At 63.1% G+C, this 24,814-nt stretch carries 31 protein-coding genes and 1 tRNA gene; 13 read left to right on the top strand and 19 right to left on the bottom strand.

Annotated elements, in window-relative coordinates:
* The 4 genes from JQ573_RS03745 to JQ573_RS03730 all read right to left on the bottom strand — a co-directional run bounded on the left by JQ573_RS03745 (position 1) and on the right by JQ573_RS03730 (position 1,508).
* A complete protein-coding gene (locus tag JQ573_RS03745; protein ID WP_212317342.1) occupies positions 1-246 on the bottom strand; it encodes a hypothetical protein in 246 nt (81 codons plus the stop codon).
* 31 nt (positions 247-277) lie between these two features.
* Positions 278-535, bottom strand: coding sequence for a PilZ domain-containing protein (locus JQ573_RS03740; RefSeq protein ID WP_176531167.1), 258 nt, complete (start codon positions 533-535; stop codon positions 278-280).
* Positions 536-703: 168 nt separating this feature from the next.
* Positions 704-778: transfer RNA gene (locus JQ573_RS03735), tRNA-Glu, on the bottom strand.
* A 379-nt stretch (positions 779-1,157) separates the two neighbouring features.
* Positions 1,158-1,508 carry a hypothetical protein gene (locus tag JQ573_RS03730; RefSeq protein WP_212317343.1) on the bottom strand — a complete coding sequence of 117 codons (351 nt, stop codon included), beginning with the start codon at positions 1,506-1,508 and terminating at the stop codon, positions 1,158-1,160.
* A gap of 155 nt (positions 1,509-1,663) precedes the next feature.
* Between JQ573_RS03730 and JQ573_RS03725 the strand changes: the two genes are divergently transcribed.
* On the top strand, positions 1,664-2,896 hold the full coding sequence (locus JQ573_RS03725) for a Zn-dependent hydrolase (RefSeq protein WP_212317346.1): 1,233 nt from the start codon (positions 1,664-1,666) through the stop codon (positions 2,894-2,896).
* A gap of 99 nt (positions 2,897-2,995) precedes the next feature.
* Entirely contained in the window at positions 2,996-3,484 is a 489-nt protein-coding gene (locus JQ573_RS03720; protein ID WP_212317347.1) for a ferritin-like domain-containing protein, read from the top strand.
* Positions 3,485-4,074: 590 nt separating this feature from the next.
* Here the strand turns inward: JQ573_RS03720 and JQ573_RS40580 are convergent.
* Positions 4,075-4,293, bottom strand: coding sequence for a DUF2061 domain-containing protein (locus JQ573_RS40580; protein ID WP_212317348.1), 219 nt, complete (start codon positions 4,291-4,293; stop codon positions 4,075-4,077).
* 209 nt (positions 4,294-4,502) lie between these two features.
* Here JQ573_RS40580 and JQ573_RS03710 point away from each other — a divergent pair, with 209 nt between their 5' ends.
* The 3 genes from JQ573_RS03710 (at position 4,503) to JQ573_RS03700 (ending at position 7,514) form a co-directional block, all read left to right on the top strand.
* Positions 4,503-5,540 (top strand): PrsW family glutamic-type intramembrane protease, encoded by a 1,038-nt coding sequence (locus JQ573_RS03710; protein WP_212317349.1) that lies wholly within the window; start codon positions 4,503-4,505, stop codon positions 5,538-5,540.
* A gap of 80 nt (positions 5,541-5,620) precedes the next feature.
* The gene (locus JQ573_RS03705) at positions 5,621-6,193 is read left to right on the top strand and encodes an HdeD family acid-resistance protein (protein WP_212317350.1); all 573 of its coding nucleotides are present in this window, start codon (positions 5,621-5,623) and stop codon (positions 6,191-6,193) included.
* Between the two features lie 235 nt (positions 6,194-6,428).
* Positions 6,429-7,514 carry a 3-deoxy-7-phosphoheptulonate synthase gene (locus tag JQ573_RS03700; RefSeq protein WP_212317351.1) on the top strand — a complete coding sequence of 362 codons (1,086 nt, stop codon included), beginning with the start codon at positions 6,429-6,431 and terminating at the stop codon, positions 7,512-7,514.
* A gap of 66 nt (positions 7,515-7,580) precedes the next feature.
* On the opposite strand, the gene JQ573_RS03695 is transcribed toward JQ573_RS03700, so the two are convergent.
* From JQ573_RS03695 to epmA, 4 genes are read right to left on the bottom strand one after another with little or no spacing between them, the layout of a single operon-like run.
* A complete protein-coding gene (locus tag JQ573_RS03695) occupies positions 7,581-7,841 on the bottom strand; it encodes a hypothetical protein (protein ID WP_212317352.1) in 261 nt (86 codons plus the stop codon).
* A 22-nt stretch (positions 7,842-7,863) separates the two neighbouring features.
* Positions 7,864-8,115 (bottom strand): hypothetical protein, encoded by a 252-nt coding sequence (locus tag JQ573_RS03690; protein ID WP_312011352.1) that lies wholly within the window; start codon positions 8,113-8,115, stop codon positions 7,864-7,866.
* Positions 8,084-9,175 (bottom strand): lysine-2,3-aminomutase-like protein, encoded by a 1,092-nt coding sequence (locus JQ573_RS03685; protein ID WP_212317353.1) that lies wholly within the window; start codon positions 9,173-9,175, stop codon positions 8,084-8,086. Before JQ573_RS03685 ends, JQ573_RS03690 begins: the two co-directional genes overlap by 32 nt.
* Complete coding sequence (gene epmA, locus JQ573_RS03680; RefSeq protein WP_212317355.1) at positions 9,172-10,224, bottom strand: EF-P lysine aminoacylase EpmA; 1,053 nt, start codon at positions 10,222-10,224, stop codon at positions 9,172-9,174. The genes JQ573_RS03685 and epmA overlap by 4 nt, the downstream gene beginning before the upstream one ends.
* Before the next feature lie 93 nt (positions 10,225-10,317).
* Between epmA and JQ573_RS03675 the strand changes: the two genes are divergently transcribed.
* The 3 genes from JQ573_RS03675 to JQ573_RS03665 all read left to right on the top strand — a co-directional run bounded on the left by JQ573_RS03675 (position 10,318) and on the right by JQ573_RS03665 (position 12,096).
* Positions 10,318-11,193 (top strand): hypothetical protein, encoded by an 876-nt coding sequence (locus JQ573_RS03675; protein WP_212317357.1) that lies wholly within the window; start codon positions 10,318-10,320, stop codon positions 11,191-11,193.
* Between the two features lie 261 nt (positions 11,194-11,454).
* Positions 11,455-11,736, top strand: coding sequence for a hypothetical protein (locus tag JQ573_RS03670; RefSeq protein WP_212317359.1), 282 nt, complete (start codon positions 11,455-11,457; stop codon positions 11,734-11,736).
* A 210-nt stretch (positions 11,737-11,946) separates the two neighbouring features.
* Positions 11,947-12,096, top strand: a complete 150-nt coding sequence (locus tag JQ573_RS03665) for a hypothetical protein (protein WP_212317361.1) — start codon at positions 11,947-11,949, stop codon at positions 12,094-12,096.
* 107 nt (positions 12,097-12,203) lie between these two features.
* Here JQ573_RS03665 and JQ573_RS03660 read toward each other — a convergent pair whose 3' ends face one another.
* Complete coding sequence (locus tag JQ573_RS03660) at positions 12,204-13,790, bottom strand: recombinase family protein (RefSeq protein ID WP_283815038.1); 1,587 nt, start codon at positions 13,788-13,790, stop codon at positions 12,204-12,206.
* A gap of 615 nt (positions 13,791-14,405) precedes the next feature.
* Here JQ573_RS03660 and JQ573_RS03655 point away from each other — a divergent pair.
* Both JQ573_RS03655 and JQ573_RS03650 read left to right on the top strand, forming a co-directional pair.
* A complete protein-coding gene (locus JQ573_RS03655) occupies positions 14,406-14,789 on the top strand; it encodes a hypothetical protein (RefSeq protein WP_312011351.1) in 384 nt (127 codons plus the stop codon).
* 123 nt (positions 14,790-14,912) lie between these two features.
* A complete protein-coding gene (locus tag JQ573_RS03650; protein ID WP_212317365.1) occupies positions 14,913-15,431 on the top strand; it encodes an acetyltransferase in 519 nt (172 codons plus the stop codon).
* A 20-nt stretch (positions 15,432-15,451) separates the two neighbouring features.
* Here the strand turns inward: JQ573_RS03650 and JQ573_RS03645 are convergent, their stop codons facing one another.
* From JQ573_RS03645 to JQ573_RS03625, 5 genes are all read right to left on the bottom strand, one after another.
* Complete coding sequence (locus JQ573_RS03645) at positions 15,452-15,751, bottom strand: hypothetical protein (protein ID WP_212317367.1); 300 nt, start codon at positions 15,749-15,751, stop codon at positions 15,452-15,454.
* On the bottom strand, positions 15,751-16,266 hold the full coding sequence (locus tag JQ573_RS40735; protein WP_312011350.1) for an AP2 domain-containing protein: 516 nt from the start codon (positions 16,264-16,266) through the stop codon (positions 15,751-15,753). The genes JQ573_RS03645 and JQ573_RS40735 overlap by 1 nt, the downstream gene beginning before the upstream one ends.
* A gap of 186 nt (positions 16,267-16,452) precedes the next feature.
* On the bottom strand, positions 16,453-16,935 hold the full coding sequence (locus JQ573_RS03635; RefSeq protein WP_212317369.1) for a hypothetical protein: 483 nt from the start codon (positions 16,933-16,935) through the stop codon (positions 16,453-16,455).
* Positions 16,936-16,938: 3 nt separating this feature from the next.
* The gene (locus tag JQ573_RS03630) at positions 16,939-17,445 is read right to left on the bottom strand and encodes a lysozyme (RefSeq protein WP_249131201.1); all 507 of its coding nucleotides are present in this window, start codon (positions 17,443-17,445) and stop codon (positions 16,939-16,941) included.
* On the bottom strand, positions 17,445-17,660 hold the full coding sequence (locus tag JQ573_RS03625; RefSeq protein WP_212317373.1) for a hypothetical protein: 216 nt from the start codon (positions 17,658-17,660) through the stop codon (positions 17,445-17,447). The genes JQ573_RS03630 and JQ573_RS03625 overlap by 1 nt, the downstream gene beginning before the upstream one ends.
* Before the next feature lie 261 nt (positions 17,661-17,921).
* Here JQ573_RS03625 and JQ573_RS03620 point away from each other — a divergent pair, with 261 nt between their 5' ends.
* Complete coding sequence (locus tag JQ573_RS03620; protein WP_212317375.1) at positions 17,922-18,440, top strand: DapH/DapD/GlmU-related protein; 519 nt, start codon at positions 17,922-17,924, stop codon at positions 18,438-18,440.
* Here JQ573_RS03620 and JQ573_RS03615 read toward each other — a convergent pair.
* Together JQ573_RS03615 and JQ573_RS03610 are read right to left on the bottom strand one after the other, a co-directional pair.
* The gene (locus JQ573_RS03615) at positions 18,437-19,417 is read right to left on the bottom strand and encodes a phage tail protein (RefSeq protein WP_212317377.1); all 981 of its coding nucleotides are present in this window, start codon (positions 19,415-19,417) and stop codon (positions 18,437-18,439) included. The two genes, JQ573_RS03620 and JQ573_RS03615, sit on opposite strands and share 4 nt — an antisense overlap.
* 3 nt (positions 19,418-19,420) lie before the next feature.
* Positions 19,421-20,128 carry a hypothetical protein gene (locus JQ573_RS03610; protein WP_212317379.1) on the bottom strand — a complete coding sequence of 236 codons (708 nt, stop codon included), beginning with the start codon at positions 20,126-20,128 and terminating at the stop codon, positions 19,421-19,423.
* A gap of 2 nt (positions 20,129-20,130) precedes the next feature.
* Here JQ573_RS03610 and JQ573_RS03605 point away from each other — a divergent pair, with 2 nt between their 5' ends.
* Positions 20,131-20,304: a hypothetical protein gene (locus JQ573_RS03605; RefSeq protein ID WP_212317380.1), complete on the top strand. Its 174-nt coding sequence runs from the start codon at positions 20,131-20,133 to the stop codon at positions 20,302-20,304.
* Here the strand turns inward: JQ573_RS03605 and JQ573_RS03600 are convergent.
* Positions 20,280-23,144 carry a hypothetical protein gene (locus JQ573_RS03600; RefSeq protein ID WP_212317381.1) on the bottom strand — a complete coding sequence of 955 codons (2,865 nt, stop codon included), beginning with the start codon at positions 23,142-23,144 and terminating at the stop codon, positions 20,280-20,282. The two genes, JQ573_RS03605 and JQ573_RS03600, sit on opposite strands and share 25 nt — an antisense overlap.
* A 105-nt stretch (positions 23,145-23,249) precedes the next feature.
* Here JQ573_RS03600 and JQ573_RS03595 point away from each other — a divergent pair, with 105 nt between their 5' ends.
* Entirely contained in the window at positions 23,250-23,408 is a 159-nt protein-coding gene (locus tag JQ573_RS03595) for a hypothetical protein (protein ID WP_212317382.1), read from the top strand.
* Between the two features lie 216 nt (positions 23,409-23,624).
* Here JQ573_RS03595 and JQ573_RS03590 read toward each other — a convergent pair whose 3' ends face one another.
* Positions 23,625-24,803: a hypothetical protein gene (locus JQ573_RS03590; RefSeq protein ID WP_212317383.1), complete on the bottom strand. Its 1,179-nt coding sequence runs from the start codon at positions 24,801-24,803 to the stop codon at positions 23,625-23,627.
* Between the last annotated feature and the right edge of the window lie 11 nt (positions 24,804-24,814).

Below are 24,814 nucleotides of genomic sequence, written 5' to 3'. Positions count from 1 at the left end.
TCAGCGTCCGCTGGACACCCCCGCACCGACACTGATGGCGCCACCTAACCTCACGCAGGTGTCGGAGCCCTCGACCTTGACGAAGCCCGGTCCGTACGACGCGCAGGAATTGCTCCGCGTCGCGGATTTCGACGGCAGGGTTCTGCCGGCATCGGGCGGCGTCTGGAAATTGCGGCGGTCGCCGGCTTGCGCGAACGCAGCGGCGGGAAGCAGGACGGCGATGACGGCGAAGCAGGTCTTGCGCATTCGGCCTTTTATCGCGCGCGGCCGGATCAGGCTAGCGCACGAATCTGACGCCGAACGTCTTGCCCTCGCGCCAGACCACTTCGCAGGCGCGCCCGGTGCGGGCGTCGCGCGAAAACGCCAGCCGCAGCTTGGCCGGCAGCGTGTTGTTGTCCTGCACGGTGATTTTTGCGCCCGACGAGGACATGTCCTCGACCACGCACGGCCGCGCGGCGAATCCGCCGTCGAGCGTGATCCAGCCGGATTGACGCAGCGATTTGCGCGTTTCGCGCTTCTTGGACCCTAGAGCCATCACATCATCCCCAGGCCCAGCCGTATCGCCGCTGGCTTTACAAAAGGTTGCGAAAGCCCGGCGGATTGCAGTGATTGTGCCGTTGTTCACAGTGCGCCGAACCGCACGGCAAGCCGTTCGCCTGCGCGATAATTCGTTGAGTCTGCTGGATTTCCGGTTTGGCGCCGATGGCGCTCCCTAGCGGAATCGAACCGCTCTCTCCACCGTGAAAGGGTGGCGTCCTAACCGATAGACGAAGGGAGCAAAACTCCCGGCAAATCAATACGTTAGACGTCGGATATGCCGTACTGGCCGCTACCGGCGAACGGCCGCGACGGGCGAACGTATAGTGGCGATTGGCCGGACGGGCAAGCGTTCAGAACGCTTTTCCCGGACTGCCGCCCAGGCCTCCTGCGGGCGATTACCTGCACGACAATCCGGCCTCGATCGAAGTCCAGAAGCCGCAATGCGACGGCGCATGCGCATGGGCCCGCGAACCGCCCCCATGAATCAGGATGGCGGCGGCAAGCGCGACGACGGCGGCGGGAACAATGAGTTTTCGGAACGACATGGGCCTGCGCATCGAACGACATCGTGGCCTAACTAAGGCCTGCAGGCCGGATCGATGTCTGGCGACAGCGCGCTAGTGATTGGTCACGCTCGCGACGTCCTGACGATTGGTCGGCTGCGCCGCGGCCGCCGCCACCGGCGTCTGCTTGATGCAGGTGCCGCAGATCACGAGCTTGCGCGCCAGCCGGTCGTCGGCATCCGCTTCCGACAGTTGCGTCTCCGCCACCGCCGGCGAAACATTCCGCGCATGGCGTCGCGGCTGCGGCGAATTGGGGTCTTGTCCCGCGCCGTCCCAGGCCAGCGGACCGGTTCCCGGCGGCGGGGTCGTCATGCTGTATTGCTGCGAATACTGCGCGCAAGCGCCGAGCGCGATCGGAAGAAGAACCACAGCGGCCTTGCGGGCCCAGTTCCGGAATGCAGACATGATCACACCCACACGCTATTCGTACTGCAACATTCGTACTGCGACCTAAGAGCAGAACCGCTAAAAAATCGTTTGCCCTGATTGTTCCGTCGCATCCAACCGCGACGGCATCAAGACGGGATTGCGGCGTCAAGACGTAAATCCGGAGTCCAACCATGTCAGGCATCAACGGTCGCTTCGACGGCAAGCGCGTGCTCGCCGATCTCAATGCACTGCGCGCGATCGGCGCCTACAAGACCGGCGTGCACAAGCCGACATTCTCGGAGCCGCATCTGCGCTCGCTGGACTGGCTTGCGGCACACTTGCTCGATGCCGACCTCACCGCGACGATCGACGGCATCGGCAACGTATTCGGCACCAGCACGAAAGCGGGACCGAAGCTGCTCGCGGGCTCGCATCTCGAAAGTCAGAACCATGCGGGCTGGCTCGATGGGCCGCTCGGCGTGATCTATGCGCTGGAGGCCGCGCGCGTCATCAACGGCGATCCCGGCATCGATGGCGCGGTCGAGGTCGCTGCATGGTGCGACGAGGAAGGACATTTCGGCAGCTTCCTCGGCAGCCGGTCGTTCGCGGGCGCGGTGACCGAGGCCGACATCGATGCGGCACGCGACCGCTCCAGCGATCGCACCATGCGCCAGGCGTTGCACGATGCGGGCTTCGCCGGCCGCCCGCGCCTCAGCGCCGAACCTCGCCGCCATATCGGTTATCTCGAAGCGCATATCGAGCAAGGCGACACGCTGGAGAGCAGCCGGCTCAAGATCGGCGTCGTCACCTCCATCGTCGGCATCTGGCAATATCGCATCACGTTCACTGGCGAGCAGAACCATGCCGGCACCACACGAATGGCCGTGCGCAAGGATGCCGGCCTGGCGCTGGCGCGGTTCTGCGTCGCGATCGACGACAGCTTCCCTGCCCTGTGCGGACCGCGCACGGTCTGGACCACCGGCCGCATCACGCTGGACCCAGGCGCGCCGAGCATCATTCCAGGCCACGCCGAGATGCTGTTCCAGATCCGCGACGACAATCCCGAGGTGATCGCGCGGCTCGAGGCTCATCTGCATCGCATGGCAGAAGAAGCCACCGCGCAGGGCCGCTGCGGCGTGGAGGTCGAGCGCATCCGCACCGGCGTGCCCGCGATGATGACGCCTGCCTTCCAGGACGCGATCGAGGCCGCGAGCGCCGCCTGCGCCGGCGGCAAATCAATCCGGATGCCGAGCGGCGCCGGCCATGACGCCCAGGTCCTCGCCACCATCATGCCGGCGGCGATGCTGTTCGTGCCGTCGATCGGCGGCATCAGCCATCACTGGAGCGAGAACACCGACGACGCCGATATCGTGACGGGCGCCGAGGTGTTCGTCGAAACCTGCCGCCGCCTGCTGACGCAATGATCGGTTCGGCTGGCTCAAGCCCGAGCCACCACAAATAGGAACATCGCATCTGCGCACGGGTTGGGATCGCGAAATCAACCTTTGCGATGGAGAAAGTCGATGCCGGAGAAAGACCTCAGCGCCCTGTTCCTCGACACCTTGAAGGACATCTACTACGCCGAGAAGCAGATCTATAAGGCGCTGCCAAAGATGGCCAAGGCAGCGTCATCGGATAAGTTGCGCGCAGCCTTCGAGAAGCATCACGAGGAGACCGAAGGCCAGATCGACCGGCTCGAGAAGATCTTCGAGCTGTTGGGAAAACCGGCGCGCGGCAAGAAATGCGACGCGATCGAGGGGATCATCGACGAGGGTAAGGAGATCATGGACGAATACGCCGACACGCCGGCGCTCGATCCTGGCCTGCTTGCCGCGGCGCAGGCGGTCGAGCATTACGAAATCTCCCGCTATGGCACGCTCAAGGCATGGGCCAGCAAGCTGAGCATGAACGACGCGGTCAAGCTTCTCGATCAGACCCTGGCTGAGGAGAAGAAAACCGACGACGCGCTGACCAAACTGGCCGTTGCAGCCATCAACGCTGAAGCAGCCTGAGCTGTGCCTCGGCCCGCGCGGGGGTTGTTCCCATTGCAGGAACAAATTGCCGCGCGGGCCGTTGGTCATCGTCATCGCCCCGCACGCGGCATCTATCGGTGACGAGAACGCCATCACGCGCTCCCGCCCTCCCCAACAAGACGGAGCAGCGTTCCATGCAGCGTCGCCGGTTCAAGCAGACTAATACTCTCGAAATTCGCCTTGGTGATCAGGCTGAGCGTCTTCGGAAGGAAGCACAGGGCACCTACCCAGGCGTTGAGCGCGAACGGTTGATCCGAAGAGCTCGCCAGGCGGAAACCGCGGCACAGATGGCGGATTGGTTACGGCCTTCCGGGACTCCGGCTCAGAAATAGCTGTTCGCAGAAACGGCGGAGGCCCCGACCTTCAGCCTTGGCTGTGAGCCGACGAACCCATTCGTCAACGTCCTGCGACGCTCCCGCCGTTCGGACTTGCCCAATAGCGTGAACACTGTTTTCGATCCAGAAGTGGATCTTGTTCTCGCGCACCTGCACGGCCCCGCAAATCCAGCGGGGTTCATCACTGCCTGGTCCGTTCCAAAAAATCCTGTTTCGTCGCACCGGTCGCACGGGTCAGGCGCGCCGTCCGAACGGAACAACTGCCCAGACCCGCTCGTGTACATAGTACCAGGCGATCTTGGTGACGATCTCGAGCCCGGCGATCGAGCCGGCGAGCGAGACCTCGCCGGTCATGAACCAGCTGATGGCGAAAGTATCGAGCGTCCCCAATGTCCGCCAGCTGATGGCCTTGAGGATCGATCGCGTGTGACTCTCTGCTGCGCGTAAATGCACCCGGTAACGTCTCCCGTCTGATCGAACACTTCTACCATGCCGTTTACCGGCGCGCTTGCGCCCGCCGCGCAATCCTCCAGGATCCGAATGTGCCAGCCGCCGGATACAGCCAAACGTGAATTCCCAAGCGCGTGTTCGCGACCGCCGGCGACCTTGCAAAGCGCTGGGTTTGCGGCCATTTTCGCCGTTCACGAGAACAGATTGACCCCATGTTGTTGCTTGAGTCGCTTCCGACTGTGATTGGCGCCGCCGCCATCGCGCCCGCGCTGCTGGTGCTGTGGCTGGTGATTGCCGCCGACGAGCGCCCTGGACCGCCGGTGCAGGTGTGGCTCGCCTTCGTGCTCGGCGCGGCCAGCATCTCGCTGCTCGGCCTGGCGCGCATTCCCTTCAACGCGCTGCTTGCCATTCCCGACAATCCCTGGGCGACCCAGGCGGTCCGCGCGGCGTTCGGCGTCGCGGCGCCGGAGGAGATCGTCAAGGTTCTCGTCATCGTCGCCATCTCGACGCGCCGCCGTGCCTTCGCCGATCCGATGGATACGGTGGTCTATGGTGCGGCCGCGGGCCTCGGATTTGCGGCCTACGAGAACCTCGCCTATCTCGTCCAGCACAAGGACATGTGGCGGGCGCTCGCGGCGTTGCGCAGCGTGCTCACGGTGCCGTTTCACGGTGCGCTCGGCATCATCGCCGGCGCCTACCTTGCGATCGCGCGCTCCGGCGGCGCGCTCGGCGCCTACCGGGGCCACCGCGACTGGGCGCGCATCACCAACTGGGCGCTGGTGCTGGTCGCGCCGGTCGCGCTGCACTCGGCGTTCGATTTTCCGCTGCTCGCGCTCCAGCGCATTCCCGACCTTAGTTCGACCGCGCGGCTCCTGCTCGGTTCGGCCAGCGTGCTGATCGGCTTCTCCTCGATCGGTTTTGCAATCCGCCTGGTGCGCCGCCTCGGCAGGCATCATGCCCCGCGCACTGATGTCGCGCGCGAGCGGCTGAGCCAGCTGCGGCGGATGTGGGCGCTGCTGCTGGTCGGCGGCGGCACCGGCTTTGCCGGGGTCTCCTTCCTGCTCACCTCGCTGCACCACTGGTACGTCAATCCCGAGCGCAATGCCTCGTTCATCCTGGTCCCGATCGGCTTCACCTCGATCCTGATCGGCCTGGCGCTGCTGATCGCGACCACCACGGTCTATTTCCTCGGCCGCAACCGGATGCGGACCGCCGCGGAGGGCTTTCCGTCCGCGCCGGGCCAGGGCTAGGATACGCCGCACGCTCGCAGACCCCGTGCTCGCAGACTTTACCGTTGCCGACTTTTCGGTTGCAGATTTGGAGAGCCGCGATGACCTTGTCCAACAATCTCGACAGACTGCGATCGGAGATGCAGGCCGCGGTCAAGCAACACTGGAAGGCATTTCTGTTCGAAGGCATCCTGCTCGTGATCCTCGGCATCGCGGCGATGATCGTGCCGACATTCGCGAGCCTCGCCGTCACCATCTTCCTCGGCTGGATGTTCCTGATCTCAGGCATCGGCGGACTGATCGTGACCTTCTGGGCGCGCAACATGCCGGGCTTCTGGTGGTCGCTGATCTCGGCCGCGCTCGCCGTGCTGGCCGGCATGGTGCTGCTGGCGCGTCCGATGCAGGGTGTGCTGACGCTGACCATCGTGATCGGCGCCTATTTCGTCGCCGAGGGCGTCGCCACCATCATGTATGCGCTGGAGCACCGCCGCGAATTGTCGGGACGCTGGTCCTGGCTCCTGATCGCCGGCCTGATGGATGTCGTCGTCGCCTTCTTCATCATCGCGGGCCTGCCGGAGTCGGCGGGCTGGGCGATCGGCCTCCTGGTCGGCCTCAATCTGATGTTCGGCGGGGCGACCCTGATAGGTATGGCGTTGGCCGCGCGCAACACCTGACGGCGAACCGGCTCGCCTGCGGATTTGGGGGGTGACAGGCCGATATCCGTCGGGTATAGAGCCCGCCATGATCACCGTCGCCACCAGCTATTTTTGGTACTTTAGCTACGACAGCTCGCTGGCGGCAGGAGGATCGCGCTCAATCTGAAGAATTGCAGCAAACATCCAAAACAAGCCGCCAGACCTGGCGGCTTTTTTGTGTGCCGGCAGGTCCCGAACTCCAAAGGAGCCAGCCGTGTTGAGTACGACAGACGACCTTCGCATCAAGGAACTGAAAGAGCTGAGTACGCCCGAAGAGGTGATGCGGGAAGTTCCGCGCACCCTGACGGCGACGCGGGTCGTGATGGGCGCCCGCAACGCCATCCACGCGATCCTCAACGGCACCGATGACCGCTTGCTGGTCGTCGTCGGCCCCTGCTCCATCCACGATCCCGCGGCGGCCGTCGATTACGCCGAGCGTCTCGCCAGCCTGCGCGAACAGCTCGCCGACCGCCTCGAGATCGTGATGCGGGTCTATTTCGAGAAGCCGCGTACCACCGTCGGCTGGAAGGGCCTGATCAACGATCCCGATCTCGACGGCAGCTTCGACATCAACAAGGGCCTGCGCCTTGCACGCAACGTGCTGTCGGCCGTGAACAATCTCGGCCTGCCCGCCGGCACCGAATTCCTCGACATGACGACGCCGCAATACATCGCCGATCTGGTTTCGTGGGCCGCAATCGGCGCGCGCACCACCGAGAGCCAGATCCATCGCGAGCTGGCGTCCGGCCTGTCGTGCCCGGTCGGCTTCAAGAACAGCACCGACGGTGGCGTGCGGATCGCGGCGGACGCGGTGAAATCGGCGTCGCACCCGCATCATTTCATGGCGGTCACGAAGGGCGGCCGTTCGGCCATCGCCGCGACCAGGGGCAACGAGGACTGCCACGTCATCCTGCGCGGCGGCCGGGTGCCGAACTACGATGCCGGAAGCGTCGATGCGGCCGCCGCCGAGCTCGGCCACGCTGGCGTCGCGCCACGACTGATGATCGACACCAGCCACGCCAACAGCAGCAAGAAGCCGGAGAACCAGCCACTGGTTGCGGCCGACATCGCACGGCAGGTCGCAAGCGGCGAACAGCGCATCATCGGCGTGATGATCGAGAGCAACCTTGTCGCGGGACGCCAGGACGTCGTGCCGGGCAAGCCGCTGGCCTATGGCCAGAGCATCACGGACGGCTGCATCGATCTCGCGACGACGGCTGACGTGCTGAAGCAGTTGGCCGATGCTGTCGACGCGAGGCGCAGCGTGCGGCGTGATGGCCTGCAGGAGCGTTCGGCCTGAGACGGTCGAACGGATTGAGCGTTGCCGGCGGGGCGGATATCGCGCTCCGCCGGTCTCTTCCGTAGCCTAGCAGCCGCGGCAGATGCTCTTGATCTTCTTGTCGAGCGCAGCGTCTTCCTTGTTCGCGGTATTGTTCGGATCGCTGATATTCTTTTCGTTGGGAACGTCGCCGCGGCGTGGCTGACGATGTCCGACCGGCGCCTCCGGCGGCGGCGCGTTCTTCTGCATGGAGGACGATCCGCCCTGTTGCTGCGCCCATGCCTGGGACGTTCCAACCTGGGGCGCTCCAACCATCATCAGAGCCATCAACAAAACAGTCTTCCGCATCTCGCGTCTCCGCTTCTCAACCCTATTGCGCCCGTTCCGGCACCTCGACGGTAGCACAGTTGCGTCGCCCCTGCGCTGCGCAATCCTGAACCTTCCGTATATCGGCCATCGTGCCAAGGAGCCAGATTCCCGCGGCGACCAGCACCACAAAGCAGCAGAACATCACAGCATTTTCGACGCCGCGGCGGCCCTCGTCCTCGGGCGGCTCCTGCCGTCCGTCCCCGGCCCCGCTCATCGCAGGCTCAGGGTTGCGGCGGGTAAAGATGAACGTCACCGCAATAATCGACGATACGGTACCGCCGCTCGACCGGATCCTCACCTTCGCGGGAAGCCGGCAGCGACAAATAGGTCGGGCCGATCGGCGCCTTGCCATAGCCCCCGGGGATGTCGAGCACATAATCCGGCTGGCACAGTCCGGAGACGCGCCCGCGCAACGCCCGCATCAATTCCTGCCCGGCTTCGATGGTGGTGCGCAAATGCGCGGTGCCGGGTGCAAGGTCGCCGTGGTGCAGATAATAGGGCTTGATCCGGCACTCGACGAAGGCGCGCATCAGCGCCGCGAGCGTCGCGGCATCGTCATTGACGCCGCGCAGCAGGACGGTCTGGCTGACCAACGGAATGCCGGCGTCGGCAAGGCGCGCGCACGCGGCGCGGGCATTGGCGCCCAGCTCGCGCGGATGGTTGGCGTGGATGGCGATCCAGGTCGTCGCCCCCTCGGCCCGGAGCGCCGCGGTCATGTCGGGATTGATGCGCCCGGGATCGGCGATCGGTACACGGCTGTGCAGGCGGATGATTTTCACATGATCGATGCCGGCAAGATCGGCCATGATCTCGGACAGCCGGCGCGACGACAGCATCAAGGGATCGCCGCCGGTCAGGATGACTTCCCAGACTTCTTGATGGGTACGGATGTACTCCAGTCCCGCGCGGTAGGCATCGTCGGACAAGGCCGAGGCCTTGCCCGGCCCGACCATTTCACGCCGGAAACAGAACCGGCAATAGACCGCGCAGACATGGACGAGCTTGAACAACACCCGGTCCGGATAGCGATGCACGATCCCGGCGACCGGTGAATGCACATCGTCGCCGATCGGATCGGCGTTCTCGCCCGGCTGCTCGACGAGCTCGTCAGCGCTCGGGATGAACTGCCGCGCGATCGGATCGGTGGAATCGGCCGGATCGATCAGCGCCGCGAGCTCCGGCGTCACCGCGACCGCGTAGCGCGCAGCCACCTGTTCGAGCTCGGCAAGAGCTGCGACCGGCACGAGGCCGGCATCGGCCAGCTCGCGCGGCTGGCGCAGCGTTGCCGCCAGTTTCGGATCGATCCTGTTCATGGCTCTCCTGCAGGCGGCGTCCAGACCACCTGGTCAATTCGTGGTGCGCCGCTCGCCAGCATCACCAGCCGGTCGAAGCCGAGCGCGACGCCGCTCGCCTCGGGCATCTGGCCGACGGCGGCAAGGAAATCGTCGTCGAGCGGATAGCGCTCGCCGTAACGGCGGGCCTTCTCGTCCATCGCCGCGGTGAAACGATGGCGCTGCTCGGCTGCGTCGGTCAACTCGCCAAAGCCGTTGGCGAGCTCGACCCCGCAGGCATAGACCTCGAAACGCTCGGCGACGCGTGGCTCGCCCGCCTTGGTGCGCGCCAGCGCGGCCTCGGGCGATGGGTATTCGAACAGCACCGTCAGGCGGCCCTGTCCGAGATTGGGCTCGACATGCTCGACCAGCACCTTGCTGAAGATGTCCGACCAGGTGTCGTCGTCCGCGATCCGCACCCGCTCTCGCGCGGCTGCCGCCAGCGCCTCGCGATTGCCCTCGCCGCCCGAGATCGTCGCGAGCAGGTCGATGCCGGCGAAGCGCTCGAAACCGGCGGCAACCGTCAGCAATTCCGGCTCGGCAAACGGATCGGCCATCCTGCCGCGGAATGAAAACCGGCCGATCCCGGTCGCCTGCGCCGCATGGGCGATCACGACGATCGTGTCGGCCATGATGGCGTCGTAACCGGCATTGGCACGGTACCATTCCAGCATAGTGAATTCGGGCAAATGCAGGTCGCCGCGCTCGCGATCGCGGAACACCCGCGCGAACTCGTAGATCCTGGGCTCGCCGGCCGCGAGCAGCTTCTTGCAGGCGAACTCGGGCGAGGTGCGCAGATAGCGTGGCGCACCTGAGCCGTCGGCTTGCCTGAGTTCGGTACGGGGGGCGTGCAGATGGGTCTCGTTGCCCGGCGAGATCTGCAGGATGGCGGTCTCGACCTCGGCGAAGCCCTGCTCCTCGAACCACGCCCGGAGCACCCGCGTGATCGCGGTCCGAGCCTGCAGGAATGGCTTGCGATCAGCGTAGCGTGACGGCGTCCACCAGGGCGAGGGCTGGTCATGGGCGGTCATCGGCCGGCCGATCCAACGGTTACGGATTCAACATCAACAAGCCACCGCCCCGATTTAAGAGCCGGGCGCAAATCCTTGATTCCATACAAATACATGGTCGACACGGCCTTGGTCGCAGCGGAACGCGGCGAAGCGAATCCCTTCTTGTCGAAAGATGCCGGCATTGTCCATGCGTTCCCACGGCTGAACCTGAACGCCGGCTCGCGCGTCCCATCGCCAGTTCCGCGGACACAGGATGTCGCCATGGCCGGCTGGTTGCGAACTGCTGGATTGCTTTTATTGCTCGGCTTTGCCGTGGCGACGCCGGCGCGGGCCGACAGCCCTGACAGCCAGTTCAAGCGGGTCGCGGACGCCAGCTTCACCTCCCCGGATCGAACGGTCCGCCTCGAGCAATATGCGAAGGACATCGGCGATGAAGGTCTCCTGTTCCAGTTCTGGACCTTCGACCGGGCCCACAAGCATGGCGCGCTGCTGAACCAGGGCGAAGGCACCAACGTAGCCGGTTATCAGGCCGGCTTCCGCTTCAGCCCGGACAGCCGCTGGCTGGTACGGATGCAGAAGCTCGGCGCCGGATATCACACCCTCTACCTCTACAAGCGGACCGGCGATCGGTTCGTGCCGGCCACCGAAAGGCCGCTTGGCGAGGCCGCGTGGGACTTCTTCTACACCCAGCCGGCAGCCGATGGCGTACGCCGCGACCCGAACGACCCCTATGCGCTCGATCACATGCAGGTCGGGCTGATCAGGGGCCTGGAGGACAATTACGCCGCGATGGGTCAGCATTGGCCGAACAGCCGATATCTGGTGATCGGCCTGTCCTTCGATATCCAGGGCGAAGATACGGCCTTCCCCTGGGTTGAGGACTGGCGCTGCGTTTACGACCTGAAGACGGGCACATTCTCGGTTCCCCCAAGCCTTGCCGAACATAACGAGAAGGCTCGAAAAATCCCCGGCAAGGACCCTCGTTAGCGGCCCCCGAGGGCTGTTGCCAGCGGTTGGCAAACTGCCGAATTCGGCCGCAAAAGACTGGCATCTCAGGGACAAATCAGTATTTTCCGCGGATGCACCTAAATCATTGATATATTTATCGTTTGCTCTTAGAACAAACGTGAACGAACGTGAACGAATGCAGAAAAACCGCCGATAGGCTTACCGTAGGCTTACCCGCGTGACCGAGCATCTCCTTTTGCGCAAAGCCGTCATCGGCGCGAGACCGCGCCGGACGATTACGTGGTGATTTGGGACGGCATCAGCATAGGCCGCATCCACCGGCAACAGGGCATGCCGCGGGAAAGCGCCGCCGTCGCGTGGAACGTGAATTTCCCGGTCCAGCCGCAGCAGCCGTGGCAGCGCGGCCATTGCGTCGACGTCGCGGAATGTCAGCGCATGGTGAAGCTGGTTTGGGGTGCGATCCGCCCCACCCTCACCGAGGAGGATATTCGCGAGGGCCGCGAATGGCAGGAGCGCGGCAAAAACCGACCCTGGAACAGACCGAAGCACTGGCAGGATTGACGCTATGCCTGTCGCGCGAAATCCGATCGAGATCCCGCCCGAGGCCGCCAAGGCCTTCATGCGGGACTTGCGCGCCTACCACGCCACGAAGAATGGCGACAAACGGACAGAGATCGCGGCGCGCCAAGCCGAGCAGCTTTCAAAGCACGTCCGATCGGTCGTGAAGCTGGCCGAGGTCCGCGACCTTTTCAGGCGCATGAGGGGTAGCCAATGAAAACGGTCTGGATCTACGTCAACACAAGCGCAGAAGTCGGCGACGTCGACCACCTCAAGGTTTTCGCAAGCGAGGAAGCGGCGGACCGCTGGTTCGCCAAGCATGACCCCGAAGGCGTCGCATTCCTCTACGAGGTCGAGGAATGAGGCGGTCGCAGTTCACTTTGCGAGCGACATTCCTAGCCAGTGGCGCGCTCGCGGACCCACGGCCGCCCATACAGCGCAGCCACCTTGTGGCTTCCGCGGCCGCGCGCTTATTTGACGGCGCCAGTTCGTCCAATCGAAAGCGCTCGATGTATCCCCTTAGATAAGGCACGCGGCGAATCGAAGACATCGAAACCAAGGCGATCTCGAGCGGCATCAGTGAGTCTTACACCATCTCTCGTATCTGGTTTAACCAACCCAGCTTTCGGGATCAGTACGTAGTCGAGCACAGACTTCGCGTCGTTGGTCAGCCTAATGACAACTACCCACCGGCCAACCACCTTTCGAATGAATGGAATGCGGTACTGGTTTAAGCATCCTGGATAGCGGTAAGCGCGAGCGACGCGAAAGTTCAGCAATACCTCCTTCCCGATGAAGAGTTGGTCCTCCAACGCCTTTGCTCTTCTTCCGAGCTTCTTGAGGTGCGCTCCGATCTCTCGACAAAGAGCCGCAATCTCCTCTGCCCAACTTTCTTTTGCATCAATGTATGTATGGTCTCGCTCGGAAGTGTAACCGATGAGGCGGAAGGCCTCTCTGATCGACCCGAAGTGACGGATATAGGTATGGAAACACGGTAGCCCGACGGTGCTGTTGATGATCCCGGTAGTCAGCCGCCCCCTTTTGCGAAGGGTCTTGCGCAATCGAGCTAGCATTTCAGATTCTGATATTTCGATGCGCCTGCTAGCGAGAAGCTTTTGAACGCGCTCGAAGATGGAAGTGCTGATTATCGGATCGATGCATCCCTCGACCCTGATCCATTGATCAGGTGGATTGAAGACCCGGGGGCCCTTTAGCTTCCGTGACATCCGATTATAGACGAGGTTTCCAATGAAAGCCTCGTTCTTGAGAATTCGACAAACAAGGGCAGAGTTCCACGGACGGCCGGTAGATGTCGCAATTTCACGACGATTTAGCTCTCTCGCAATCCATTCATCAGTCTTTCCCTTCAGACACTGCGCGAAGATCCATTTGACGATAGCTACCTCGTGCGGTGGTCCCTGTCGGATTCTCACGCGATCGGATTGCAGAAACTTTACTTCGCCTTTCTCCAGGATCTGCCTCGGGCGCTGCTTTTGATCGACCAGCTCGCGTCTAAGTCCGTAGGTTTTTGGAGCGCCTACCGAAAATCCTTGTCGAATAACCCGAGAATGGCAGGCATGGACCCTAGCGGACAAATCGCGACTGAAGTCGGCAGCCAACGTTCGCTTGATGTATTTGCCCAAGGTGGAAGCTGTGCTGAAGTCGTTCTTGAATTCCTCCGCGCAGTACTCAACCTTGACGCCAGCCTGCCGGCACAGGAATTCATAGTGTGCGCTTTCGTCCAAGTCTTGAAAGCGTCCCCATCGACTGACGTCGTAGACAAGAAGCTGGCCATAGTCCGCCGAACCTGTCGTGACGTCTCTGATGAGCCGTTGAAGGCCCGCTCGGTTCTTGATTTGAAGACCGCTTTTGCCCTCGTCGCTATAGGTCTCGACGATCGCCAACCCGTGAACGCTGGCGTAAGCTGCGATCAGCGCCATTTGGTTCGCAATTGAATAGACCTGTTTGTCGGTGGACATGCGAACGTACTGTGCCGCTCGCCTTTCCAGTTCACCTCGAGGAAGATGCTCCTTCTTTATCGTAAGCGCGTTTGCCATAGGCACCCCGATCGCACCAACTTACTCCAACACGGCGACAGCTTGAAGATGGGATTTCGTGCCTGAGGGCACGGCAAGTTCGCAAAAGTCCGCCTTGAAGAAATCCCTTGCTTGCGCTCACTGAGCGCCGCCCGTGGCGCGACCGCATTCTGGCATGCGTTGGTCGCGATGGCGACTGGAGCTTTCGCGGCCGTTCTGCAGAAGCATGGCTGGCACCTTCCCCTCTAGCAGACCAGCCTCGCTCGCACAGGTAAGTTGCAACGAACGAACCATGTGCAGCCGATCTACCGCGCCCAGAGATGCCTGACGGCCAGCCGGGTATCAAGATACTACCATAGATCGAAAGGATGAGCAGAAACTCGCAAATCGGTGCGAAATGGGGATTACATTCCTGTTTCTAAATGTTTATGGTTGCCCGCTTTGTTTTGTGCAACCTAATTCGTAATCCATCATGACATTGACGGCCATTGCTGCCGGCGCAGTTGCGCTGCTCCTCATCTGCGGACGACTGGCCTATCGCGCTGGATTTAGAGAGGGACGCCAATTGGGGATGACTGAGGGTTTTCAACTCTCCCAGACGTCCAACAATAGGCCAGTAAGCAAGAAGCAGTGAACGTGCCCATTAAACTCTCGTGCGATACGCGCGTCGCGCTCGGCTCCATGCTTTTTGCTTTTGCGTCGAGCTTATTTCTCTACTTCCTGTCCCTATTCTCTCCTCCAGGCGACAGATACCTGATCCGTGGAGCGTTTCAGCCTTACCAAGGGTCCGCGTATCGGGTGCCCGTGGTGTATCCAGTTGCTGAGCTAAGTAGCGCGCGATTGTACGAAGACGATAAGCCACTCGGACCAGCCAACAGCAAACAGGAAGAGATCGCGACGATAGGCCACGGCCTGTTTGCTCTTACGCATGGCGTGCCCGGCTCGCCAGTCGTCTTGACGTTTTCGTCGAGCGATAACAGCGACCCGAGCACAAACGGCAGGAAATATCGCCTCAAATAGAAGGCGCGATGCGGGATTGAGACCTATGTGGTGGCTAGCTTTGGTTGTCGTTCTATTAGTCGTCGGGCTCGTTGTTCTAGCCGTTCGCGCCATACTCTCTGAGGTCGGAAACCGGCCGCAGATATGAACTGGAATTTCAACTATCTAGCGAAGGTTGCTTTAGGGCGCCCGACTTGTCAGCTGGCCTCTGGCGCCAGGATCGGTTCGAAAGCCAGAATCCTGAATCCAAGAGATAGCAGCCGGTACATCCGCGTTGGCCGCAATACGTTCGTCAACGGCGAGCTTTGCGCCCTTCCTCACGGAGGAGATATTGATATCGGCGAACGCTGCTATATTGACGTGGGGGTTCGAATATGGTCCGGCATATCAATCAAGATCGAAGATGACGTAGTCATCGGCCCTAACGTCAACATCTTCGATAACATCTCCCATCCGCTATCCGCAACGAAGCGCAAGGAACAGGCGATTTCTATTTTTACGGTTGGCCACCCAAGAGATATGAAAGGCCTGCTTCTCGACAAACCAATCATTATCGGCCGCGGAACGACAATCGGAACTGGAGCGTTTGTTCTTCGAGGAGCTGTCGTGGCTCCAGACTCGATCGTGCCCCCTGGTACGATCGTGACAAAATACTTCCCATAGAGTGGATGCTGCATCGTAGATCACCTGGACCCAGAGATGGGCGCTATTGATGACGCCGCACTCACCTTGAATCCTGTCCAGAACGCCCACACGGCCCCGGTCACCATCGCGCCCACCACACCGGCTATGATGACGTTGCGCAAATGCCGGGCCGCGTAGTGCATGTTCCGGAGGAAAGAGAATTGCCCTTGTACCGAGATCACGGACGCGGGGTTTGAGACGTCCACTCCGAGCATGAGAAACGTTTCAGAAACGGCCTCTTTCGCGGCCATCTTCGCTACCTGCTCAAACTCGCTGCGCTGGGCGGGAGTAAACGACATCACGCCGCCCTCGCAAATTCGCCGTGGACGTCAGTCGCAGCCGCGCAATAAGCCGCGTGCGCGGCCTCTGGCGTATCGAAGTAGCCGAGGTGCTTCTTCAAACCGGAGACCTCGATGTGCGCGCGCCATTTTCTGCGCCGCGCATCCCAGGAAGCGCCCTTTAGACCGCTGGCATTGTTGCGGTGCATACGTCTATTGCGTTGGTTCTTGGCGTGACTGCACTCGCGCAGATTGGCCCGGCGGCAATTCAGCCCAGCAAGGTCTTTGTGATCGACCTCAATCTCCGGATCGGTCACGCCGAGAATTGCGCGATGCAGGCGGATCACGCGCCACTTGCCGGCGCCATCACGCTCCTTACGACAGGCGTAGACCGTCGTGCCATTCGGGTGCGTCGATGCGTGCCAGTTGTACCCATCGACAAGATCAACATCGGCCGCGTCGATGATCGCGACATATCCCTTCGTGAGCGGAACACGAGCGATATCGCCTTCGATTGTAATCGGGCGCTTCTTCACTTGTACGACTTCCTCACGCTTTCGTACCAATCCGGCACCGCACCAAGCCGGCTCCGAACCTCGAGGTCATCGGAAACGGTCAGCCGCAGCATGGCGCGTGCGTCTTTCCCCGCGCAGCCCTTCACGCGGAACCAGGGGAAATGACACTGAGTGTCGAGTTGAGGCACCGGAGGAGCCTTCGCGAGCTTATCGGGCGCCGGCGGGAGATCCCGCGCCACTTCCCGCGGCGGCGGAAGATCCTCGCGCGGAGCCGTCGCGCACCCCGCCAAAAGGATCAAACTTGCAAGCATCGTTGCCCTCGAGCTGGCGGATATATTCAACGTCGGCTTCATGCTGTGCTTGTGCCCCTTCGGCGATCGCGCCGGCTCGCGCGGTCTCATAGTCGAGTGACTTCCGTGAATTTTCCAAGTCGAGATCGCGCGCCGCGAGGGTTGCCCGCAGGCTTTTCGCCTCTTCGCGCTCATCCGAGACGCGAAAGCCGATCATGAAGAACAGGAGCGCGGCGACCAGGACGGACACGAGCCGAGCAACGTTGACGTAGGGCGCGAGCTGCGCCGAGTAGCGCAGCAGCGGGAAATGCCCGATGACGAAAGCCACGACGAAAACGAGGCCGTCGAGCCCGAGCGCGAAATACGACGTTGCAACGTTCCAGAAGAGATCGCCGAGCAAAGGTCAATCCTCCCGCAGACACCACGGACGTTCGCCCCACATGGCGTCGGTCCGGCGGTTGTAGAGGCCCTGCAAGAATTTGCCGTTGGCGGCGACGTACTTCACCATGGCGTCGCAGGCTTCTTTCACCCGGCCGGCGTTGAGATCCCGCGCAATCGACGTTCCGCAGACCTTGCCCGGCCCGAGGTTGACCGCAAACGACGCGATGGCCGCCTGACGGTGTGGCGGCATGGTCGGCAGCGACGGGACGCAAACCACCACCTTATCGGCGTAGCGCTCCGCGACGTGCGAAAGCTCGTCTTGGCATTGCGCCTTGGTGAAGGTCATCCCTTCCGTGAGCCACGGCCAATCGTAACTGGTGATGCCGCCGCAAACCGTGATCACGCCAGGCGGATCAAACGGCAGATGCTTCGCAACGAGGTTTATGCCCTCCCAATGGGAGACCAAAACGCCGGCGAGCGCCGCGCCTGCGACCGACAACCCGGCGACATGCTTGCGAGTAACCGCCATCACTGAGCCCCCGGCCGCTTGAGATAGACCGCAACCCCATTCGCGACGGACAGCAGCACGCCGCCTACGATGTAGGTTCCGGACGGAAGAGTTTCGGAGAGGTGCGGCCAGATCAGCAGGAGGCCACCCACGGCGCTCCAGAACACGGCCTGTTCAATCGCGATGCGCCGGCCGTGCCGGCGGCGGTATGCGTTCAGACTGGCGGCGAACTTCACATGGCACCCGTTTCCGAGAGGAATTCCGTTCTCGGAAAGGGCTACCGCGGCGCAGTTAGTGGATGTTTCGGCGCCCGGTACGGGGTTACTAAATGCTGCCGGGGCGTTGCCAAATATTGTCAATCATGGGTTGTGGTGCTAATTGCGCTTCATGCGTCCCAAAAACACTGCTCCGCGATATGCGCGAGATCCACGTATCCTGCCCTATTGGAAAGTCGTGCTGAAATCCGGCTGGCTGTTCCTAAAAGCCGACGTCATCCGATGGTTCAAGCGAACCTAGGCTTTCTGGCAAGAAAGCTGCTAGGACGCCCGACGTGCAAACTCGCACCCGCCGCCGTTCTCGGCTGGAAAGCCAGGATACTTAACGCGCGCGCAAGCAGCGAACACATCCGGGTCGGCGCTAATTCGTTTATAGGCGGCGAACTTTTCGTCTTTGCCCACGGCGGCGATATCGAAATCGGAAGCGATTGCTATATTTATGAAGGCGCTCGGATATGGTCCGGCGGCGCCATCAAGATCGGCAATGGCGTCGTGATCGGCCCCGACGTGAGCATTTTCGACAACCACACGCACCCGCTTAGCGCCACAGCGCGACACGCCCAGATTAGAAGCATCTTCACGGTTGGGCACCCGAAGGAAATCGAGCTGGCCGAACGTCCTGTAAAAATCGGCGACGGCGCTCAAATAGGCGCCGGCTCCATCATTCTGCGCGGGGTGGAAATTGGGAACAATGTCGTCGTGCCGCATGGCAGCGTCGTAACCAAAAGTATCGCGCCCTAGATTATCCGCATGATGCAGTTGCAAACGATCGACGGCTGAACGTTCGAAAATGGCGTGCTCGTGCCGCCCTGTGCATTGCCTGACAACGATCCAAAGAATGTTCCAGATACCGGAAGCGGACTGGCGCTGCCGGTGGATGGACTATAGACGTTCGCCTGTGAGCCGGTGCCGGTCGAAAAGAAGTTCGCGAAGGCACTTCCGCTTATGGTTCCCGACACTGATCCGGAGGGGGTGTAGGGCGGCAAATTCGCAGTGTTGAGGGTGTTAAGCTGGTTTCCACCCACGCCGCCGAGATCGAGAGAGGTAAAAACGGCTCCGCTGATTTGCGTGCCGCCAGGATCGCGCATGACGGAAGCGCGGCCGGTCTTGTTCGGCAGATTGAACGTCGTCGTTCCGTTGCCGGCCCCGTAGAGAGTACCGATCAGATTGAACAGCGCCGAATAGGTGGTGCGCGAAATTGCCTGACCGTTCGGGAAAGCGAACGAGCTATTCGGCGCGACCAGCGCCCAATAGTCCAAGCTGGCGCCCAGAGGCACGTTGTACGGGTTGCCGTACCCACCTTGCAGATAGAACGCATTGTCCGCGTTCCGATAGAAGGCAACATAGGGCGTACCCTGAATGAGAACGCCAGACAGCAGTTCCACCCCCGGCGCGGTCCGCAACGGCTGAACCCCGAGCCCGTCAACGTTGAGCGTCACCGGGCCGGCCCCATTTGTCGCATGGGGAGTGAACGCGATCATTGCGCCATCCATATGCGGAAGACTGTCGAAGCCCTGGTTGCTCGAGATCGCGTAGGCGGTCGACGTCCCCGTGGTGACGAGCGCGCCCGAAATATCATCGCGATATTTCGCCGCAGCGGCCATCATGCCGCGCGTACCGTCGTTCAGCGCCGAGGGCGCCATTCCCTCCGGAAACGGGCAAGTGCTGTCAGCCGTCGCATTGTTCGCAGCAGTCCGGCTCCACTTCCAAAACGTCATTCCTTAACCCCTGCCCCTGAAAGAAAACGGCGCGATCTTCAAGCCGTAGACATTAGGGAGTGCCGGCAAGAAATTTGTGCCTTGGGGGACCGCCGTAAGCTGCGCCAGGCTGACCGCCGGCGCGCCGCCGCCCGGTCCGGTGATTTGCACCGATGGCGATGAGGGTTGCGCCGGCGCGGCATCCGCCGACGCGCTCGCGCCAGCAGGTACGGCGGCCGGCGCCGAGCTAGGAACCGCCGCCGGCCCGGCGATCGACATAGGCGCGCCCTTCCCGCCCATCTTGCGGTCCGCCCAGGCGGCGAGATCGCCAGCCGACATATTGGCGACGAACGGATTTGCCTTAACCACCTTGGCGCCGAGCACAGCGCCGGCCGGCGTCGATGGATCGGCGCTCAAGATCCCGACCGCGCCTTGGGGCCCGGCGAAATGCGCGAGGTATTGCGTTCCGGGCGTGACAGGAAGCCCGGCGCCCTTTAGAATCCCGCCGTTGTCAGCGGCGTAAGCCGCCGTCATTTCGCGAGAGAGGGCCGGATCGGTCTTGAGCGCAAGCAATTCATCCCGCGTCCCGGTGATGTCCGGCCGATGCTTCGCCAGCATGTCGAGCCAGGTACTATCAATGAATTGCCCCGGTCCCGCTGCAGAAGAGTTCGCGTTTTTTGCGTTCGCGTCCCCGCCGCTTTCCACACCCACAATCTGATCAACGAGGTTCATTTTTGACCACCAGAATTCTAGCCTGCGTCGTTCTCTTCGCCGTCGCCATGGAAGGCGTACGGCTCGCCGCCCACGGCATAGTCATTGAATTCGGTATCATCGGCGGGTTAGTGACCATTGCCGCCATGCTGGGCGCCGCGCGCTGGTACGATCACCGCGAAGAACGGCGCCGCTGATCCTCGATCGAGAACAGGCCGCGGCCGGCAATGCCGGCGCCCGTTGCAAATCGCGGATCGACCGCGCGCCGCGGCTGGTCGCCGAAAAATAGCTCCGTCGCCTTGCGCGCCTGGTTCGCGTTCGCGATCCGGCCCAAACCCTTGTCGATGCCGAGCGCCACGGCCGCGCCAGGCAGGCCCGCGGTGTTGAAGCCGAGCAGCGGCAGCAGCGACGATCGCGCGCCGTTCGCGATCCGCGCCAGCATCGGCGCCGTTCCTGACGGGTTCGTGGTGCCCTTGACCGGGATCATCTGCTTATAGACCGCGGCCAGTTGCTTCATGAGCGCGCGTTCCTGGTCGGTATAAAGCACGCCGGCGAGCTGCGAGCCCGCGCCGTTCAAGAACTCATGCAGCCGTTGCGAGAGCGCTTGCGCCTCGTAGGGGATTTTGCCCTCGCCGGCATTCGTCAGCTTTTCCCACACGCCCTGACGCAGCGACGTCCACCCTTCCGGCGAAAGCCGCTGTTTCAGCGCCGAAGCGATCAGCGGCGCGTTCACGCCGTTGCCCTTGCCGGTCGCGCCCATCAGATCGTTGATGATCTTGTTTGCGGACGCCGGCGGCGCGCCATCGGCGCCGCTGTAGCGCCGCAGGGTCGCCGCGATCGCGCCGGGCTCGTTCGGTTGCGGGATGGTGCCGCGCAGCCGATCGGCGTAGCGGGCGAGCTGCGCGCGCTCGCCGGCATCGAACACGGTATGAGCCAGCAGCCGGCCTTTCGTGCCGTTGAGGAATTCGCCGATCCGCGCCGCCGCTTCTTCCGGCTCGCCGGCGGTCAGATGCGCGAAAAGACCCTGCTTGTAGGTCGCGAACTCTTCCGAGTTGCGGCCGAAAATCCGTTCGATCCGTTGCGCGATCTGCACAGGCATTTGACCGCCAGGCGCGGATCCCGAGCCGTAGGCCAGCTTTACGATTTCGTCCGGGGTCGCCTTCGTATCGGCGAATTTCCCCAGAATTTTTTCGACGGCCGCGCCGACCGTATCGCCGGCGCCGCGCTTGGCGAACTTCTGCTTGTAGTCGGCAAAGGACGCCCGCGCCGCTTCCTGCATTTGCAGCACCGCGGGACCGTCCCCGGAGAACTTGCCCTGTTCGACCATTTGCGCCACGCGCTGGTCAAACTGGTCCGTGATGTGCTCGAGCGCGTGAAGATCCGCGCCAGAACCGCCGGCGATCATGGCGCGCCGCGCGTCGCCATAGAGCGTCGAGAGTTGTTTTCGCACCTGTTCGACGTCGCGCATGGTGAACGGCGCGCCGGCGGGTTGCGGCGCCGGCGCGGCCGGCCGATCGCCAGGGAAGTCAGAACCACGCGAGAGCGCCGCGGCGTCCTCTTGCTCCAGCTGGTGAAAAGCGCGCTCCACCGCGTCATCCGCGGTTGCGCCCTCGTCTGCCATGATCTTGGCTGCGCGCTGGCGGACGTCGCCGCCGAGTTGCCCATAGCCGGCGGCGTTCAGATCCTCGTCAATGCCGCGCATGTGCGCGTCAAATTCGTGCTGTTCGCGCTCCGAGCGGGCCGCGGTCTCACGCTTGCCAATGTGGCCCTCGAAACCCTCCGGATAGCGCTTTTGCCCGCGCATTTCCGCGTCGATCGCGTCGAGCAGATCATTGACGGTGGACGTTCCGCCGTGGTTGCCCCGCAGGTATCCGGCCTCTTCCGCCGCCTCGCGCGCGTAATCGAGCGGCCAGCCGCCTTGACGAACCAACTTGCGGCGCCCGACGCCCTCGACGTTGACGGTGTGGCCTTCCCCGCCGATCGCCGCCAACTCGGCATCCGGCCCCAAGCCGCCCTTGGACGCGATGAATTCCAGCAGGCTTTGCGCCTTCGGTGCCGCGGGCGCCGGCACGGCCGCCGCCTTCTGTCGATTGTAGGCCGCCGCGACGTCATCACCGAACTTCGCGCGGATGTCCGCAACGTTTCGCGCGTGCTCATCGACCACGGCGGCGGGAGCGCCAGGCGCGGCCGGTGCACGCACGCCGGGACCGGCGGCGTTCAAGCTATCGTCGATGATTTCGAGACCGCGCAGCGATTTCGGCGTGTTCGTCGCGTCGAGCCTGACCGGATTGTCGCCGGCGAGCAGACCCGCGTCGACATCAGCGCGAAAGCCAGACGCAGAGCCCGGCGCGAACTCACCAGGCGCCGCGGCGACGTCCGCATATTTCCCGCGGTAATCCGCCTTAGCCGCATCGCGAGCCGCCGCGAAGCGATCAGAGAGCACTTCCGCGGCATCGACCGGCGCCGCAGCCCGGATTTGGCCTCCGCCGATGGATCGGGCCATGTCGACCCGCTGTTGTGCAGGCGACATTGGGCCGGCATGAACACCAGCCGCCGCGGCCTGCTGCGCCTGTTCCTGCGCGATCAACTCGGCGGCGATCCGCTCCGCGGCCTCGTTCGGCGTGGTGCGCGCGGCCGTGCCGGTCGGGTCGAGGCCAGCCGCGATTTGGTCGCCCGCCTCCGTCACGCGCGCGTCTTGCAGATCCTTGAAGGCTTGCGCCCGCGCCTGAGCCGGCTCACCGCGACCGCCGCGCAGCAAAACTTGCTCTTCCGCCGACAACGCGGGATTTTGCGTGATTTGAGACTGCGACAGTGGGACATCGACGCCGGCGACGTTGACGACGTTGCCAGGCGTCGCCGCGGCAGGATTGAAGCGATCAGCGACCGCGGAAACCACCTTGCCCACGCCCTTGCCAACCGGACCGGCCGCGCCGCCAATGATGCCGCCGACCGTCGCCGCCGGTACAACATCCTCGCCCCGCACCGCCGCATCAGCACCGGACATCGCAGCGCCAGAGAGCGCGCCGTTGCGCACCATTTCGCGCATGGTGCCAGTGACGCCGAAAGCTTTCGGCGCCGCCATGACCGCCGGCGCCATCGACGCGACGCCGCCGGCGAGCTGCGCCGCCGTGTCAACGATCGGATGTTCAGCCGCGAATTTCTTGTCGGCGCCTTCCTGCTGGCGCAGGGAATTCTCGTAACGGTCATGAAACGTTTCACCCTGCAATTGATCGCCAGGGGCAAAGAACCGATTGAGCAACGGCGCGAGCGCGGCATTCGTTGCCGCATCGAGCTTGTTTAACGCGCCGCCGATGATAGGAACGCCGGTTGCGGCCGAGCGCGCAACATCGTTGAGGGTGACCGGTGACGCCGGAGGTTCGGCCGGCGTCGGCGACGCGGGAGCCGCGCCGATCTGCTGGGCAATCTGGGCCACAGCGGCGTTTTGATCGTCAGGCGACAGCTTCAAGAAGCTATCGTCAACGGTCACCGACTTGTCGCCGATCGTCAGATTAGCCATCTAGTTGACGCTCCAATTAATTGCCTGACCGCCTACGTTGATTGAGCCGGCAGGCTTCGCAGACGCGGGCCGAGCCGCATAACCGGGACCGGCCGAGCGCTTCATTTCTGCGAGAGCCGCCGCGCGCAATTGCTGCTTTTGCTGCACGCGCGCGGGAGTGTCGCCGGGCTGCGGGAACAGTTCCTTTTCCTCGCGCGTGTACTCGGACGGACTGATAGCCGCGCCGCTTTCCGCACGCAGCTTGGCGCTGATGAAGGCCGATTTCGCCGTTTCGTACTGCTGATGATTTGCCGATTGCAGGTAGTTCCCAACGAATGGGACGCTACTGGAAATCGCCTGCGTCGCGCTCAGGCCTTCGTTCTGGAGCTTGTCGAGCTCGGCTTGCGCCTTCTCCATACGGGCGGCGAAAGCAGCGGATTTGGCCTGCGCTTCGGTCTGCTTGCCGGTCGCCGCGTCCGCAGCACTCTCCGAAACCCGCTTGATGAACGTCTTGCGATCGACACCAGGTGGGATCGCAACCGCCTTGCCATCCGGCCCCGTGACAGTGCCAGGCGGACTAGACGCCACGGGAGCGGTGCCAGCCGGCAACGGCCGCAGCGTGCCATCAACCTGGTTCTGCTGCATGAAGGTTTCGTTGCCGTCCGCGTCCTTGCCGACCTTGACCACGGACCATTTGTCCTTGCCGTAATATTGGTCGATCAGCGCTTTCATCACCGCAGGATTGCCGAGCGCAGCACGCACTTCCGGCACAGACGCGCCTTTGGCGAGCAGCGCTTGACCGGTCGCGTTCAGCTTGCCTTGCGCGATCGCGGACGGGTCGGTTTCCTGCCCGGTGATGAGCGCGCCAGCGCCGCCGGCGAGCGCGCCAATCGGTCCGCTCGACAGGTTACCCAGGAAGCCGCGCGTTGCCTTCATGAGCCGATCGCTGAAACCGCCGCCAGCACCGGCGAGCGAGAACGGCGCCGAGGCCGGCGCACCCGTAACCGGCGCACGCGCGGCAGGAGCCGCCGGCGCGGCCTCTTCATCATCCTCCGCAGCCGCGGGAGCCGGCGCACCGCCCCGGAATGCCGGCATCTGGTAATTGCCGACCGGGATATAGTCATCCGGCGCGCGGTTTCGCGACGACGCATCGGTGGGAGTTGCGGCCGCAACCGGCGCGGCGGCCGGCGGCGGCGCCACGATCTGCGACG

This window comes from Bradyrhizobium sp. AUGA SZCCT0105 (genome assembly GCF_018129565.1).
In the GTDB taxonomy this organism is placed as follows: domain Bacteria; phylum Pseudomonadota; class Alphaproteobacteria; order Rhizobiales; family Xanthobacteraceae; genus Bradyrhizobium.
This window is presented reverse-complemented; position numbering and strand designations above follow the sequence as displayed.